Source organism: Koromonas humicola, assembly GCF_059726255.1.
The window spans coordinates 2,521,566-2,537,563 of the sequence record NZ_AP040873.1; the positions used below are offsets into that span (position 1 = coordinate 2,521,566).

15 protein-coding genes are annotated in these 15,998 nt (G+C 57.5%); all 15 read right to left on the reverse strand.

Features of this window, described 5'->3' with window-relative positions:
• Nucleotides 1–139: 139 nt before the first annotated feature.
• Nucleotides 140–1,483: a cell division protein FtsZ gene (gene ftsZ / locus AC6IZD_RS10945; protein ID WP_497783356.1), complete on the reverse strand. Its 1,344-nt coding sequence runs from the start codon at nucleotides 1,481–1,483 to the stop codon at nucleotides 140–142.
• 48 nt (nucleotides 1,484–1,531) lie between these two features.
• Nucleotides 1,532–2,755 (reverse strand): cell division protein FtsA, encoded by a 1,224-nt coding sequence (ftsA, locus tag AC6IZD_RS10950; protein WP_497783357.1) that lies wholly within the window; start codon nucleotides 2,753–2,755, stop codon nucleotides 1,532–1,534.
• Nucleotides 2,756–3,859, reverse strand: coding sequence for a cell division protein FtsQ/DivIB (locus AC6IZD_RS10955; protein ID WP_497783358.1), 1,104 nt, complete (start codon nucleotides 3,857–3,859; stop codon nucleotides 2,756–2,758).
• Between the two features lie 167 nt (nucleotides 3,860–4,026).
• Nucleotides 4,027–5,436 (reverse strand): UDP-N-acetylmuramate--L-alanine ligase, encoded by a 1,410-nt coding sequence (gene murC / locus AC6IZD_RS10960; protein ID WP_497783359.1) that lies wholly within the window; start codon nucleotides 5,434–5,436, stop codon nucleotides 4,027–4,029.
• 43 nt (nucleotides 5,437–5,479) lie between these two features.
• Nucleotides 5,480–5,992, reverse strand: coding sequence for a hypothetical protein (locus AC6IZD_RS10965; RefSeq protein ID WP_497783360.1), 513 nt, complete (start codon nucleotides 5,990–5,992; stop codon nucleotides 5,480–5,482).
• A gap of 102 nt (nucleotides 5,993–6,094) precedes the next feature.
• Nucleotides 6,095–6,847: a sulfite exporter TauE/SafE family protein gene (locus tag AC6IZD_RS10970; RefSeq protein WP_497783361.1), complete on the reverse strand. Its 753-nt coding sequence runs from the start codon at nucleotides 6,845–6,847 to the stop codon at nucleotides 6,095–6,097.
• Nucleotides 6,848–6,925: 78 nt separating this feature from the next.
• Nucleotides 6,926–8,140, reverse strand: coding sequence for a bifunctional glutamate N-acetyltransferase/amino-acid acetyltransferase ArgJ (gene argJ / locus AC6IZD_RS10975; protein WP_497783362.1), 1,215 nt, complete (start codon nucleotides 8,138–8,140; stop codon nucleotides 6,926–6,928).
• Nucleotides 8,137–8,667, reverse strand: coding sequence for an N-acetyltransferase (locus tag AC6IZD_RS10980; protein ID WP_497783363.1), 531 nt, complete (start codon nucleotides 8,665–8,667; stop codon nucleotides 8,137–8,139). The genes argJ and AC6IZD_RS10980 overlap by 4 nt, the downstream gene beginning before the upstream one ends.
• Nucleotides 8,654–10,054, reverse strand: coding sequence for an argininosuccinate lyase (gene argH, locus AC6IZD_RS10985; RefSeq protein WP_497783364.1), 1,401 nt, complete (start codon nucleotides 10,052–10,054; stop codon nucleotides 8,654–8,656). Before argH ends, AC6IZD_RS10980 begins: the two co-directional genes overlap by 14 nt.
• Nucleotides 10,051–11,274, reverse strand: a complete 1,224-nt coding sequence (locus AC6IZD_RS10990) for an argininosuccinate synthase (RefSeq protein ID WP_497783365.1) — start codon at nucleotides 11,272–11,274, stop codon at nucleotides 10,051–10,053. Before AC6IZD_RS10990 ends, argH begins: the two co-directional genes overlap by 4 nt.
• On the reverse strand, nucleotides 11,267–12,274 hold the full coding sequence (gene argF / locus AC6IZD_RS10995) for an ornithine carbamoyltransferase (protein WP_497783366.1): 1,008 nt from the start codon (nucleotides 12,272–12,274) through the stop codon (nucleotides 11,267–11,269). Before argF ends, AC6IZD_RS10990 begins: the two co-directional genes overlap by 8 nt.
• Nucleotides 12,275–12,316: 42 nt before the next feature.
• Complete coding sequence (locus AC6IZD_RS11000; protein WP_497783367.1) at nucleotides 12,317–13,597, reverse strand: aspartate aminotransferase family protein; 1,281 nt, start codon at nucleotides 13,595–13,597, stop codon at nucleotides 12,317–12,319.
• Complete coding sequence (gene argB / locus AC6IZD_RS11005; protein WP_497787574.1) at nucleotides 13,594–14,379, reverse strand: acetylglutamate kinase; 786 nt, start codon at nucleotides 14,377–14,379, stop codon at nucleotides 13,594–13,596. Before argB ends, AC6IZD_RS11000 begins: the two co-directional genes overlap by 4 nt.
• 2 nt (nucleotides 14,380–14,381) lie before the next feature.
• Complete coding sequence (gene argC, locus AC6IZD_RS11010) at nucleotides 14,382–15,419, reverse strand: N-acetyl-gamma-glutamyl-phosphate reductase (RefSeq protein WP_497783368.1); 1,038 nt, start codon at nucleotides 15,417–15,419, stop codon at nucleotides 14,382–14,384.
• A complete protein-coding gene (gene argR, locus AC6IZD_RS11015; protein ID WP_497783369.1) occupies nucleotides 15,416–15,859 on the reverse strand; it encodes an arginine repressor in 444 nt (147 codons plus the stop codon). The genes argC and argR overlap by 4 nt, the downstream gene beginning before the upstream one ends.
• Nucleotides 15,860–15,998 lie beyond the last annotated feature (139 nt).

The window sequence follows — 15,998 nt, forward strand, 5'->3', positions numbered from 1 at the left end:
CCCCCAACGCGATTTGTGATTTCTCGGAAAAAACTGCACGAAGACTCACCGGAAGATGGCGAGTTTTGCGGATCGCGCATGGGGTGTGTGCGCGTGGCTTGATCGGTTGAAACAATCAAGACGCGCACACAGTCGACTTTTAGCTTTGATCGGTTGTGTTCTTCTTGCGCAGATACGCCGGAACATCAAGTTCGTCGCGATCTTCGTCCGCTCCGAAATCTTCGAGGGAAGGCATGGGGCGCGTAGGCTGCACGGCTTCCCATACGCGCGTAGACTGCTGCACCGAGGGTTGCGGGGCTTCCACCACTGGTGCGGGAGGAGGCAGCTGCGGAGCGCTCATTAGAGGCTCAGGCTCGGGAAGTGGATCAGGTTCGTCAGCCAGCAGTTCGTACACCGGATCCTGCCGACGCCCGATCTGCGGTTCCGGAGGCGTAGCCCACTGAGCCTGGCGTGCCGCTTGAATGGCCGCGGCGGTAGTGGTCATGGTGTCACGCGCCCGGGTGCGCGATTCGGAACGAAAGCCGGTGGCGATAACGGTGATTTTAACTTCGTCCTTCATCTTCTCGTCGAGCACGGCACCGAAGATGATGTTCGCATCCTCGTGTGCGGCACTCTGGATGATTGTCGAAGCCTCGTAAACTTCAGCCAACTTGAGCGAAGTCGATCCGGTGATGTTGAGCAGGATGCCTCGGGCTCCATCGATGGCTCCTGCTTCGAGCAGCGGCGATGCGATTGCACGCTGAGCTGCTTCGACAGCACGGCGGTCCCCCTTCGCAGTCGAGGTACCCATCACTGCGTAACCCATTCCGGCCATGATCGCCTTCACGTCGGCGAAGTCACGGTTGATGATGCCGGGGATTGTGATGATGTCGGAAATACCCTGCACGGCCTGGCGCAGAATGTCATCAGCGACGCGGAAGGATTCAAAGAAGCCCGCGTCCTGAGCTACAGCGAGTAGTTTTTCGTTGGGGATGACGATGACGGTATCGACCGAGTCGATGAGTTCGTTCAAGCCGCGCTCGGCTTGATTCATGCGACGCTTGCCTTCGAAGGCGAAAGGCTTTGTCACGACGGCGACGGTCAATGCGCCCATTTCGCTGGCGAGCGAGGCAATGATCGGGGCGGCGCCTGTACCGGTACCGCCACCTAGACCGGTGGTGACGAAGACCATGTCCGCGCCTTCAAGGGCGGCGATGATGCGATCCGTATCTTCGAGTGCAGCCTGGCGACCTACTTCGGGATTGGCTCCCGCGCCTAGCCCGTTTGTCAGCTTCACACCGAGTTGCAGCTTCTTGGGCGCACGCGACATCTGCAGTGCCTGAAGATCGGTGTTGGCCGTTATGAATTCCACTCCCTCAACGCCGGTCTCAATCATGCGATTGACCGCGTTGTTACCTCCACCGCCGACGCCGATGACCTTTATCTTTGCGTTATTGCGCGGCTCCTCGTGAAACTGAATCCGAATATCCTGTTCCATGTCCATATTTAAAATTCCGCCTCACCCAAGCGCTCGAAAGCACCTTTGTATCAATTAATTCGTATATCCCCGGGCAAACAGTGCCTTTACTCGCGCCCCGAAGCCGGTCTCTTCCTTGCCCTTCAGCACCCGTGCGCGTTGCGTGTAGAAAACCATCCCGATGGCCGTAGCGTATTCCGGCTCCTGCAACTCTACCGGAAGCTGCGCCATTCCCATTGGCAGCCCGATTCGCGCCGGGCGCCGCAAAATGTCTTCACAGGTCTCCGTCAGGGAGCCCAGCCGGGCTCCGCCACCAGTAAGGATGATGCCGCCGCCCAGCACGTCGAGTACTCCGGCATGGCGCAGGTTGTCGCGGCACATCTCCATCAATTCCCGTGCGCGCGGTTCGAGAATCTCGCCCAGATCGCGCTGCCGCATCATGCGTGCAGGTCGATCTCCGACGGACGGCACCTCAATCTCATTCTGCTCGTTGATGCGCGTCACCATGGAGCAGCCGAACTGGCGCTTGAGGCTCTCAGCATCAATCAAGGGCGTTTCAAGCCCGTATGCGACGTCGCGGGTGAAATTGATTCCGCCCAGAGGCACCACGCCGGAGTGAACGATCACGTCTTCTTGAACGACGGCGATGTCAGCCGAGCCGGCTCCTATGTCGATGACGGCAGCTCCGAGCTCGCGCTCATCGCGGCGCAGGACCGACTCGGTGCACGCCAGCGCCTCGTAAACCGTGTCTTCTACGTGCATGCCAGCGCGGTTCAGAGCCGTGACGACGTTCTGCACCGCCGAGTGCGCAGCCGTAATGACGTGAACACGAACTTCGAGCTGGCGGCCCATCATGCCGACTGGCTGGCGGATGCCATCCTGCTCATCGACTACGAATTCCTGCTGCAAGAGATGCAGGATTTCGCGGTCTTCGGGCATCGCGATTTCGCGAGCACGGTCCCCTGCGGCCTGCACGTCAGCCGAGGTCAGTTCGCGCACGCGGGAGCCTACCGAGATAATGCCATGGCTGTTGACGGAGCGAATGTGCGGGCCACTGATGCCGACGACCGCCGAATCCAGAGCCATTCCGCATGACTTCTCCGCATTCTGCACAGCCTCGGAAACGCTTTTGGATGCGAGGTCGAGATCGACGACGACTCCCCGCCGCGTACCTGCCGAGGGCGCAACGCCGTGGCCGCGATAACGCAGCCCGGCTTCTGTTGTTTCCACCACGAGCGCCACCGTTTTGGCGCTGCCAAGATCAATGACCGTGATGATGTTTTCGTTTCGCTTACTCATCTACTTCCGTTTCTTCTTTAGCTTATGCAATGTCTTGTTGGCTTTCGCTGGCTCCTGCTTGTGCGGCGCGGCTGGCTTCGCAGCTTCGGGGGGAGTTGGTTTTACTGCCGCTGTAGCAGCAGGAGGAGCAACAACCGGGGCGTGCAGGTCGGGATTGAGAATGACCTCGCGCCCATAACGCAAATCCACTGATTCCAGCTTACCGCGTTCCTGCTCCCATTTCTGCACGTTGGAGAGGAACACCATGAAGCGTCGGAGAAAATCTTCATTGCCCAAATGCAACAGGATGGGAGCCGAACCTCCACGAGCAAGCACCTTCACATCCTCAGGATCGGACAGGTCTACCTCATCGATGTTGCTCGAATACTGCGTCTTGGCTCCACCATTGCCATCACCATCATCAAGCTCGTGGATGAGGCGCTGGTAGGTCCTCATGCGCGGCGCGCGCGTAGAAAGCGGCTCGCTCTCATTCATTCCTACGATCACGGGGAATGAATAGTTGCTCTCCCCGGCAGCAGGGTTCTCCATCAGCACGCCGTGTGAGTCGATCAGCTCGATCCGTTCGCCTAGTGCTACAAAAGCCACGGGAGTGCGCTCGTTAACGATGACGCGCAGATGGTTAGGCCACAGTCGCATCACCGAAGCGGATTCAACCCACGGAATTCGCTCCAGATCCTGTTTCCGATCCTGCAACGAGACCTGGAAGACGTTGCGGCCGAGGTCCTGACGCAGCTTTTCCATAACCTGGGTTCGCGAATTGGGCGCATTACCGGCGAGTTCGATGTCGTTCTCAGAGCGTATGCGGAAGCGCCACGAGTGCAAGGCGAAGGTTTTGGCCTCGTACAGGCCCGCGCCAACTGCGGCGAGTGCGGCGAGTGCGACAACGATGGTGCGCACCCGCGAAGCCGTCTTGCGGGGCAAGGCCCCACGTCGGACGGGGACACGTTTGCTGACGCGCCGAAATTGTTGCTGCTCCTCCTCTGAGTCATCGTCATCCGTCAATCCCGCATCGAGCGGCAAAGCGTCGTCCGCGAACGAGCTACGGACTCCCGCGCCACGGCGGTAGAACGGATCATCGGAGGGTGGTCCCTGATTGCGAGCCATAAAAATGCATGCAGGCAGCGAGCGGCCTTTCGCTCACTATACCTGCTTTCTTGGTGGATTCAGCTATTGATTATCGAGGCTCCCCCAGTGGATTCCAAGTGATTAACACCATGAGGGCATGTTATGGCGACGAATGCACCTGCTCCGGTGCATTCATCGCGAAGAAGCTAGACCTTTGCAACCTGCTCGCGCGAGCGAAGCTTTTCGACGATTTGCGGGCCCAACTGCGACACCGACCCTGCGCCGAGGGTCATGATCACGTCGCCGGGCTGTGCCTGTTCGACCGCTGCCTCAATCGCGGCCTCGAAGCTAGCGGCAAACTCCGCAGGGCGATCATTGCGGCAGTGAATCTTCTTGGAGAGCGTAAGGCCACTCACTCCGGCGATAGGCTGTTCGCTCGCGGCGTAGATATCAAGCACCAGCAGGCGGTCAGCATCGGGGAAGGCCGAGGCGAACTCATCCATGAGCAGATATGTGCGCGTGTATCGATGCGGCTGGAAGATGACGTGAATACGTCCCTGAGGTCCCAGCCACTGACGCGCCGCAGCCAACGTGGCTCGAATCTCCGTCGGGTGATGGCCGTAGTCGTCCACTACCTGCACACCCGCTGCAGTTCCCTTCTTCTGGAAGCGACGATCGACGCCCCGGAACTGGGCGATTCCCTCGCGAATGCGTTCGACCGGAATCTCGAGGCCCATTCCAACAGCGATCGCAGCCGTGGCGTTCAGCACGTTGTGAGCTCCGGGGACGAACAGATCAAACCGTCCAAGGTCGTTCCCATGGAAACTCACTCTGAAACTGTTGTGAAGGGCCTCGGGTGCGTGCTCGGTTACAACGTCGTGAGCTCGGAAGTGAGCTTCTTCGCGGGTGCCATAGGTGAGCACGCGGCGCTCGACTCGCGGCAAAAGATTGCGGAGCAAATCGTTATCAATGCAGGCCACAACCGTCCCATAGAACGGTACCTTGTCCATGAACTCGACATACGTAGCCTGAACGTCGTCCATGTCGCGATAGCAATCCATGTGCTCGCGATCAATGTTGGTCACCACGGAGAGAATCGGCGAGAGCTTTAGGAACGAGCGGTCGCTCTCATCGGCCTCAGCGACCAGGTATTGGGAAGTCCCAAGGCGCGCATTCGACCCCATGGAGTCCACGCGTCCGCCTACGACAACAGTGGGATCGAGCCCTCCAGCGGCCAGAACGGCGGCAACCATGCTCGTCGTGGTGGTCTTGCCGTGCATGCCGGCGATAGCAATTCCGTACTTCAGACGCATCAACTCGGCCAGCATCTCTGCCCGCTGAATTACCGGCAGATGCAGGCGGCGGGCTTCGGCGACTTCGGGGTTCTCGCTGTGCACAGCCGAACTGGTCACCACAACCTCGGCCTCATGCACGTTGGAAGCTGCGTGGCCGGTGAAGATTTGCGCCCCGAGCTTCGTCAAACGTTCAGTCGTCGGCGAGCTCCGCAAATCCGATCCGCTAACGCGATAGCCAAGGGTAAGCAGTACCTCGGCAATTCCGCTCATGCCAATGCCGCCGATGCCTACAAAATGAATGCGCTGGATATTAAGAAACATGACTTTCCGATTGTACGGCAGGCTGAAGCCGGTAAGCCTGAACTCACACCAAATGCGGATTCTCTTCCAGCTCCGGAGCCATAATGCCTTCCGGCAGTGAGCCTCCGTTGTAGCTGGCCATGCGGTTTTTCCATTTCAGAAAGTCGCCGATGCGCTGCGGCTCAATCCTCACTTCGACCCGGCGCAGGCTAGCCAGCAGAAGATTCATCTCATTCATGAGACCTTCGGGACTACGCAGCTTGCGTTTGGATTTCTTCGCCAGCTTCACCTCGCGACCATGCACCTCCAGAAGTCCCCACCCCGCGGGCATCTCTTCCGGCTTGAGTAGGCCCCTGGGGGCGAGGAAGTATCGCTCGCAACCGAGGGCGATTTCCTGATTCTTGCGCCACGGCTTTGCCGCATCAGCCAGGAAATCGGAGCGGCTCACTTTGCATTCGATCACGATGGAGTGATTCTTGCCCTTCCAGCCGATGGCGTCTGGCATTTCACCGCTCGAGCAGCCTTGCTCGCTTAGCACGATGCCGCAGCGGTATCGCCGTAACCAGGCTTCCGCCATTTCCACCAACCGGGCGTGAGTCATAGAGCTTTTATCGCACGAAATACCAAAGTTTGCGATAGCGATCAGGTCACGTCAGGACAGTGTCCGCTTCAGCCGCACTTACTTGAGCTTGGAGTAGAAGAACGCAGCCGTGATCAGGAAATTGGCAACGCTAATCCCGGCACGCAGGTGGGACGAACGAACGAGCAACGTCAGTCTTGCACCCAGATAGCCTCCTGCGGAGGCAGACAAGAGCATTATCCACGTGTCGTGCCAGACGACCTTGCCAGCGAACGCAAAGCACACAACAGCCACGGTGTTCGCTGCCGCGACGAGCAAAACCTTGCCGGCATTCATGGCCTTGATGTCGTGGAATCCCATGACGCTCCACGCCGACATCATCATGATTCCAACCGCACCGCCGAAATATCCGCCATACATGCCCAAAACGAACTGCGCGATGAGCAGCGCCGCTGCATTTGGCTCGTAGAACCTTCTGAGATGTGATCCCATCCGCGGTCCGAAAGCAAACGTTGTAGCTCCGATCAGCAGCAGCCAGGGGATAATCTCGTCGAACGAAGAGCTTGGCGTAAACATGAGCAACAGCGCACCAAAGAGTCCGCCAAGCAGCGTCGTGGCAAACAGAGCCTTGAACGAAACTTTCTCAATTGGCTTAAAGTGGTTTCGATAAGCCCAAGCGCTGGTGAGGCTTCCCGGATAGAGCGCGATGGTACTCGACATATTGGCCGAGACCGATGGCACGCCCATCCAGATAAGTGCGGGAACCGTGACGAATGACCCACCTCCAGCGGCGGCATTCATCGCCCCTGCAGTAAAGCCAGCAAGCAAAAGAAAAAGAGTGCGATTCATCATCCCGGAACTTAGATGATGAATTTCGCACTCGGGCCTTTAACTTTGAAACCTTTCAACCTTGAACTTTGAAACCTTCGACTACGTCGAGTAGTCCGCATTGATGTGCACGTAGTCCACCGTCAGGTCGCAGGTGAGGAACAGCAACGAGCTCTTGCCTCGCCCAAGCTCGACCTTGATCTCATACTCTGGCTGCTTAAGATACTCGTGCGCCTGCTTCTCATCGAACTTGTACGCAGTGCCTGCTTTGCACACCTGCTGCGGGCCAAAGAAGATGTTGACCTTCGCAGGATCGAGCGGAATTCCGCTCTTGCCGACCGACGACAGAATGCGACCCCAGTTCGGATCGCATCCTGCCCACGCGGTCTTGACCAGCGGCGAGTTGGCAATGGAACGGGCGATCACCCGCGCCTCGTCTTCCGACTTCGCTCCGGTGATCTGCAACTTCACAAGATGCTTTGCACCTTCGCCATCGCGCACCACCTGCTCAGCCAATGAGGCGCAGACAGCACGCAAGCCCTCGGCAAATTTCTTTGCCACTCCCGGAGCGTCGAGACTGACCTTCGAGGCTCCCGAAGCCAGCAGCAGAACCGTGTCGTTGGTCGAAGTGTCACCATCGACCGAGATAGCATTGAACGTGGGATCAACAGCGGTCTTTAACGCTGTTTGCAACGCCTTCGACTCAGCATCGAGGTCGGTGAAGATATACACCAACATGGTCGCCATGTTGGGATGGATCATGCCCGACCCTTTGCAGACGCCCGCAATGCGAACCGCCTTTTTGCCCGCTGCGAATTCCACGGAAGCCATCTTCATGCGCGTATCTGTGGTCATGATGGCCGTAGCGAAAGTCTTCAGAGCCTGTTCATCGCTCGCGCGCCCTTCGAAGACCGCAGGGATCGCCGCGACCAGTTTCTCTACTGGCAGTGGCACGCCAATGATTCCGGTCGATGAAGGAATAATGAACTCCGGTGCCGCTTCCAGAGCCTTGCCTAACGCGGCGCAACTTTCTTCGGCCACTGTGATGCCAGCGGCTCCGGTCGCGCAGTTTGCATTGCCTGCATTTACCAAAATGGCGCGCACGCGGCCCTTGTTGCGCTTCATGTGAGCGCGGCCAACCTCTACGGGTGCGGCTGCGACGCGGTTCTTGGTAAACATGACCGCGGCACTGGCCCCGAGCGGAGCTTCGGCCAGCGCGACGTCAGTTCGTCCACTTGCCTTGATGCCTGCTTTTGTAGCTGACCAGGAGAAGCCCTGGGGAAGAAATACCGGTTCGTCCGGTCCGTGCAAATTCATTGTTCGAGTTTCACCAGCGGCTGTCGCATGCGAAGTTGCAGTTTGGCTGGACGAGGCAGAATCGCAAAGTGCGGCAACTCGCCGCGATACATTGCCACCTCGTCGCACTCCTGCAGCTTGGGACAGTTCGCGCAATCCTTATAGATTTTGTCCGGCAGTTCTTCGCGCTTCGCCTCGATGAATCCGAGGTGGGCAAAGAACTCCGGGATGCGTGTGAACAGGCACACGCAGTGTACGTAATGCTGCTCGGCTTCATCCAGCAACGCGTCGACCAGCAGACGACCTGCACCGGTGCCCTTATAACGCGGCCACACAGCGATGGAACGGATCTCAGCCAAGTGCGTGCCGTAAAGGTGGAGCGCGCCACAACCAATCATTGTGTCACCCTCGACCACCACCGTGAAATCGCGAATGTTCTCGCAGATTTCCGGCAGCGAGCGGGGTAACAGTGTGCCGTCGCTCGAGAAATCCGCAATTAAATCGCGGAGATTCTCGGCATCCGGCAATATCGCTTTACGCGTGTACATCGACCGCCTCAGACTCCTGGAACTGCTTGGTACGCCGCTCCATAGCGGCAAGGGCGTTCGCCACTTGGGAACGGGCCGTCCCACCCGTAACATTATGGCAGTCCAGCACCGCCTCCAGAGTCACGTTTGCATAAAAGTCATCGCCAAATGCTTCACTGATCGAGCGCAAGTCGGCCAGAGACATCTCATGTAGTTCTCTGCCCTGCTCCAACCCTAGCCGCACGGCCTTGCCGATGATTTCATGCGCCCGGCGGAACGGCACGCCCTTTCCTACCAGGTAGGTAGCCGCGGCCATCGCGTTCATATAGCCCGTCCCCGCAGCCTTCGACATGCGTTCGAGGTCAAACTGCACATCGTGCATGAAGCCGCCTGCAACGCGCAGCATCATGGTGACGGTCTCGGCCACAACGAACACAGGCCCCTGAGTTTCCTGCATGTCCTTGTTGTAGGCCAGCGGCAGGCCCTTCAATGTCGTTAGCAACTGCTGAGCCGCACCGATCACCCGTCCTGCTTTACCTCGAATCAACTCTAGGCTATCGGGGTTCTGCTTTTGCGGCATCGCGCTCGAACCCGTTGAGTAGCTCTCGGGCAAGTGCACGAATCCATACTCAATGGTCGAGAACAGGATGAGTTCCTCCGCCCAGCGGCTCAGGTGCACGGACAGGATCGAGAGCACCTGCGCAAATTCGATGGCGAAGTCGCGGTCGCTCGTGGCGTCCATGCTGTTCGGCGTTGGAGCCGTGAAACCCAGTTCGTTGGCAACCATCTCGCGATCAAGCGCGAGGGTCGCTCCGGCGATGGCTCCCGAACCCAAGGGACAGTAGTTCAAGCGCTTGCGGCAGTCACGTAGACGATCCGCATCGCGCAGAAACATTTCGCAATACGCCAGCAGCCAATGCGCAACCAGAACCGGCTCGGCACGCTGCAGGTGCGTATAAGAGGGCATTGCCGCCGTGCCGGCCTGCTTCGCCCGGGCGTGGGTGGCATTGACCAGCTCGAGCAACAACGCAGAGATTTCGTCGCAAGCTGCACGCACATAAAGACGCAGGTCGGTCGCAATCTGTTCGTTGCGGCTACGTCCAGCATGTAGCTTCAGCGCGGTTTCGCCAATAATGCGTTGCAGGTGCTTCTCGACGAAGTGGTGGACGTCTTCCGCTTCTTCGTCATTCAGGTACTCGTGCCCTGTTTTCGATAGCGTTTCCAACCCACGCAGCATTGTGGCGTATTCGTCGCCAGAAAGTACACCAGCCGCGAGCAGGGCTTTCGCGTGCGCGCGGCTGGCTGCAATCTCTTCCTGGAGTAAGCGCTGATCAAAAGGAAATGACCTTTGCCAACGCTCAAATTCAGGATCGAGCGGTTGTCTAAACCGCCCGGACCACATCTTCACTTGGTCACCTCGACTGCTTCCTTCTTTTTCGCGTTCAGGATGCGAGCGCGAGCAGGCAGCGCGAGAATCTTGATGAACCCGGCAGCATCCTTCTGATCGTAACTCTCGTTCATGGTGAACGAAGCGATGTCAGCATTGAACAGCGAGTTCTCCGACTTTCGGCTGCTGATGCCCACATTGCCCTTGTATAGTGCGAGCTTCACGGTACCGGTCATCTCCTCCTGCGTCGAAGCCACAAAGGCATCCAGCGAGGCGCGTAGAGGTGTGAACCAAAGGCCGTTGTAAACGATGTCGGCATACTTCAGAGAAACGTGCTGCTTGAAGTGAGACAGGTCGCGATCGAGGCAGAGCGCTTCGAGTTCACGATGAGCCAGCAGCAGCAACGTTCCGCCGGGAGTCTCATACGCGCCACGCGACTTCATGCCGACGAAGCGATTCTCAACAAGGTCAATACGGCCAATGGCATTGCGTGCGCCTATCTCATTTAGCAGATCGAGCAGTTGCACCGGGGGCAGAGCCTGACCATTGACCGAAACCGGCACGCCCTTCTCAAAACCGATCTCGACTTCCTCGGTGCGATCGGGCGCGGTCTGCGGAGAGTTCGAAATCTGCCAGGTCGTGTCCAGAGGCGCGTTCGCCGGATCTTCGAGTTCGCCACCTTCGTGCGAAATGTGCCACAGATTGCGGTCGCGCGAGTGAATCTTGGTTCGGCTCGCCGTGATAGGAATGTTGCGCGCTTCAGCGTACTCGATGCAGTCTTCGCGTGACTTCAGAGTCCATTCACGCCACGGTGCAATGATCTTCAGCTCAGGCGCAAGAGCCAGGAACGCGTGCTCAAAACGCACTTGATCGTTGCCCTTGCCGGTGCATCCATGAGCCACAGCTTCGGCGCCTTCGGCTAGAGCAATTTCCACCTGGTACTTGGCAATAATCGGACGCGCCATTGAAGTTCCGAGCAGATACTTGTTCTCGTACACGGCTCCGGCCTGCACGCACTTCCACACGTATTCGGTCAGGAACTCTTCACGCAGATCTTTCACCACAACCTTGGACGCGCCGGTCTTGATAGCCTTTGCGGCTACTGCTTCCATGTCCTCGCCCTGCCCCACGTCGGCAACGAACGCGATGACGTCGCAGTTATAGTTTTCCTTGAGCCACGGAATGATGATCGAAGTATCAAGACCGCCCGAATACGCCAGTACAACTTTCTTCTTAGACATTAAAGCTCCTCGACGGGAAGCGGCGAGTGCCGTTTCCCAATAGCTGCAGAAGGATCGCCTTCTGAATGTGCAGACGGTTCTCCGCCTGATCAAAAACAACGGAGGCAGGCGAATCGATTACCGCCGCTTCCACTTCTTCGCCGCGATGCGCGGGCAGGCAGTGCATGAACACAGCCTCCGGAGCGGCGTTTGCAAAGAGTTCAGGTGTCACTTTGAAGGCGGCGAAAGTACGCGCGCGCTCCGCTGTTTCCGCTTCCTGCCCCATGCTGGCCCACACGTCGGTGTACACAGCATCGGCACCCTTCACGGCTGCGACCGGATCGTTGACAACCTCGATCGTAGCTCCAGTTTCACGAGCAATCTCACGTGCCGCGGCCAGAACTTCAGCCTGTGGTTCGTATCCCTTCGGAGTCCCCACAACGATGTGGCTACCAAACAAAGCAGCGCCGAGCATCAGCGAATGCGCCACATTATTGCCGTCGCCAACATATGCCAGCCGAACTTTGTGCAGGTCGCCGTACTTCTCGCGCAATGTCAGGAAATCTGCCAGCGCCTGGCACGGATGTTCGTAATCACTCAGTGCATTGATTACCGGAATTGACGCAAAACGCGCCAGTTCGGTCACCGTTTTGTGATCGAACGTACGCAGCACCAAGGCATCCACCCAGCGCTCCAGGTTGTGGGCCATGTCGCTCAGCGGTTCGCGCTCGCCAATGCGAGAGTTCATCTGATCCACGAACATCGCCTGCCCGCCCAGCGAGTACACGCCAGACTCAAAGGTCAGCCTTGTGCGGAAGGAAGGCTTCTCAAAGAACAGCACGATCTGCTTTCCCGCGAGCGCAGTGCGAAACTCCGCCGGGCGCGCCTTCACCCTTGCCGCAAGTCCCAGAAGGAATTCGGCATCGGAAGGCTTCAGATCGCTCATCGATGTGAGATCGCTCAATACCGGTGCAGGGACCGTATCGCCAATATCATTCTTTTCCAACGGCCGTGTCGCCATGGCGTTGTCCTCCTCTAGAATCCCGATTGCGATCCGGGAACGTTACTTCGCGTTGCTCGCTGATGATGCCTTTAGGAGCCTCTGTCGAGGGCTGCGCTTTGGTGCAGGCGCAGCGTCGCCAGATGACGCGCAGGAGGACAGTACTCGGTCGAGCGCTTCCACTACGGATTTCACTTGCTTTTCAGTCACGACGTACGGCGGCAGGAATCGCAGCACCGTCTCATGCGTGCGGTTGATGATGATCTTCTGTTCGAGCAGGGCTTTCTGCACGGCTTTGGCGAGATCGGCGGAGTCCAGTTCAACACCCACCATCAATCCCACACCGCGCACGTCAAGGATCGAGCCATGGCGCGCATCAAGCTTCTGTAACTCGTTAAAGAAGTAGTTCCCCACCTGCTTCACATGGCTGAGAATCTTCTCTTCGTCCATAACCTTCAATACTTCTAATGCCACAGCACACGCCAGCGGGCCTCCGCCAAAGGTCGTGCCGTGCATGCCAGGATGGATCACGCCTGCGACTTCTTCTGTCACCAGAATTGCTCCCAGCGGCAGTCCAGCAGCCAGGGGCTTTGCCAGCGTGACCACGTCAGGCTTTACGCCATAATGCTGGAAAGCAAACATCTTGCCCGTACGTCCTAATCCACACTGAATCTCGTCCAGCAACAACAGCGCGCCAGTACTCTGCGTGAGTTCGCGAGCAGCCTTCATGAATTCGCGGCTTACAGGGTGAATTCCGCCCTCACCCTGAATGGGTTCGATACAAATCGCGCAGACCGTGTCATCAAACTTCTTCTTCAGGTCTTCGACATCGTCGAACTTCACGAATGTCACACCGGGCATGACCGGAGCAAAAGGCTTGCGATACTTCTCGGTGTAGGTCGTTGCCACCGAACCCATCGTCCGTCCGTGGAACGAGTTCTCGAGTGCCAGGAACTTTGTGCGCTTCGAAAGTCCCTTGCTGCTCGCCACGGCGCGCGCAATCTTCAACGCACCTTCCCATGCTTCCGTGCCGCTATTGGAGAAGAACGCACGGTCTAGTCCCGAAAGCTTCGTTAGACGCTGTGCGAGCGCCGAAGGAAACTCCGTGTAAAACAGGTTCGAACAGTGAACCAGCTTGCCAGCCTGTTCCTTGATCACCTTCGTGATCTTCGGATGCGAGTAGCCAAGCGCCATCACGCCGATTCCGCTCAGGAAATCGAGATACTTGCTACCGTCTTCGGCGTAGAGGTACGCGCCTTTACCATGGGTCAACTGCACAGGGTGGCGGTCGTAAGTGTGGAGCAGATATCTTTCTTCCAGTTTCTGTACTTTGCTCAGACTCACGACGCCATGACCTCCGTGCCACATTCAATTTTGGTTTGATAGAACGCCGGCAAACTGCCAGCCTCAAGCGCGGGCAAAATGCGAACGCGCTGTACTCCTGAACGCAAAGCCTCCTGGCAAGCCTGCAGCTTCGGCAACATCCCGCCGCAAACCACCGACGACTTCACCAGTTCCGGAATCTCGCTGATGGAGAGCCAGCGAATAACCGAGCCATCTTGCCCCTTTACTCCCGCAACATCGGTGAGGAAGATCAACGCGTCAGCCTTGCACCCCGAAGCGCATGCGGATGCCATCTGGTCTGCATTTACGTTGTAGTACTCGCCGTCCGAACCCAGAGCAAGACTGGAAATCACAGGGATTCCATCGTTGTTCCAGATTGCTTCGATCCATCGCGAATCAACCGAACTGATCTCCCCGACGTACCCGAGATCACCACCCTTGGTCTGCTTTTTGCGTGCCAGAAAAGCCGCGCCATCTCCGCCGCAAAGTCCGACTGCAGCCTGACCTGTTGCAGTGATCGCTGCCACGAGTTGCTTATTCACGCGTCCTGCCAGCACCATCAACGCAACATCACGCGTATCCGAATCCGTCACGCGAAGACCGTTCACGAATGTGGACTCTTTGCCCATCTGCGCGAGCGTCTGCGTCAAAGCCTTGCCACCACCATGCACCACGGCAACCTTGTGCCCTTCTGATGCGAGATCGGCAATCGCCTGCACGCACTTCTTAAGCAGCGACTTGTCCTCAAGCGCCGCACCGCCGATTTTCACCACGAGTTTCATCATCAGAACCCTTCTTTCTCGCTCCAGCCGTACATCACGTTCAGGTTCTGGAGCGCCTGACCCGCTGCGCCTTTCATCAGGTTGTCCAGGCAGGACACCACGATGAGTCGCTTTCCATCCGGGGCCAGTTGAAACCCCACATCGCAATAGTTTGTCCGCAGTGAATGCTGAATCTGCGGCAGGAATCCATGGTCATAAACCCGGACCCAATGCGCGTCGCCGTAGAATTCGCGCAACACTGCTTGAATTTCGTTCGGAGTGACCGGCTTCGCCAGCCCTAGATAGATCGTCGAAAGTATGCCGCGGGGAATCGGCAGTAGATGTGGAGTAAAGATGAGTTCGTCAGCATGCAACCCTGCCTGTTCCAAGATTTCGCCAGTATGGCGATGACCAAACACCGAGTACGCGGAAAAGTTCTCGGCCACCTCTACGAAATGCGTTTTCTGAGTCGGCTTCTTTCCCGCGCCAGAAACGCCCGACTTACAATCACAAACCACTCCACGATGGGTGTCGACCAATCCCGACCGCACCAGCGGCGTTAAAGCTACAATCACCGAAGTGGCATAGCACCCGGGATTCGCGACCAACGCTGCATCCCGAATTTCTTTTCGATGCAGTTCAGGCAGTCCATAGACCGCCGACTGATCCAATTTCGCCGCCGTAGCAGGATCTTTGTCTTCGAACTTATAAACAGCGCGATTGGTCGCTTCTTTCAAGCGCCACGCACCGCTCAGATCGACAACACGCAACCCCTTCGCCAGCGCTTCCGGAACTATCTCCCGCGAAAGCTCGTGCGGAGTAGCGAGGAACAAAACATCAACGCCACGCGTCTTGAGCAATTCCCATGAAAACGGTTCCAGCGGGTAGCTCGTGTTCGCGGCATACTCCGGATACAAACTTTCCTGGGTACCTTTTGCGCTCTCCCGGGTCAAAAACACCGGAGTAGCCATATTCGGGTGGCGAAGTAGCAATCTCGCCAATTCAAATCCCGCGTACCCTGTAGCCCCCATCACTGCGGCCTTGATCTTGGCCGCGCTCACTGCATCATCCCTTTAATCCGTAACGACATTTTGTGTGCATTCTTCTTGTTTTGAGAAATCACCAGAATGGTGTCATCCCCGGCGACAGTACCTACGATCTCTGACCAGCCTTCCGAATCGATAGCCGCAGCAACCGGCTGCGCCGATCCAGTTGCCGTCTTGATGACCAGCAGGTTCTGCGCCTCGCGCACCTCGATCACAAACTCGCGAACCAGGCGCCCAGCCGAATGAAATGCTGGTTCAGCCTGCTGATCACCAGTGGAAACCCGATACCCGGCAGGGCTCTTTACCAATGAGAGTTCGTTGATGTCGCGCGACAGCGTAGCTTGCGTAACGTCAAAGCCCTGCCGCAAAAGCAGCTTGCGCAGTTGTTCCTGGTTGGCAACGGACTCCTGCTGCACCAGGTCCAGGATCAAATTTTGACGCGACAATTTCGACATAAGCTTCCAGCCAACCCAGAATTTTTATTCAGGGGACCGTATAAGTATGCAGCTCATTCAGAGCCCGCGTCAACGTTTTTGAAGGGGAATTTGCGTTATCTGTGAATAATTCTTATGAATATGCGTGCATAAACACGGG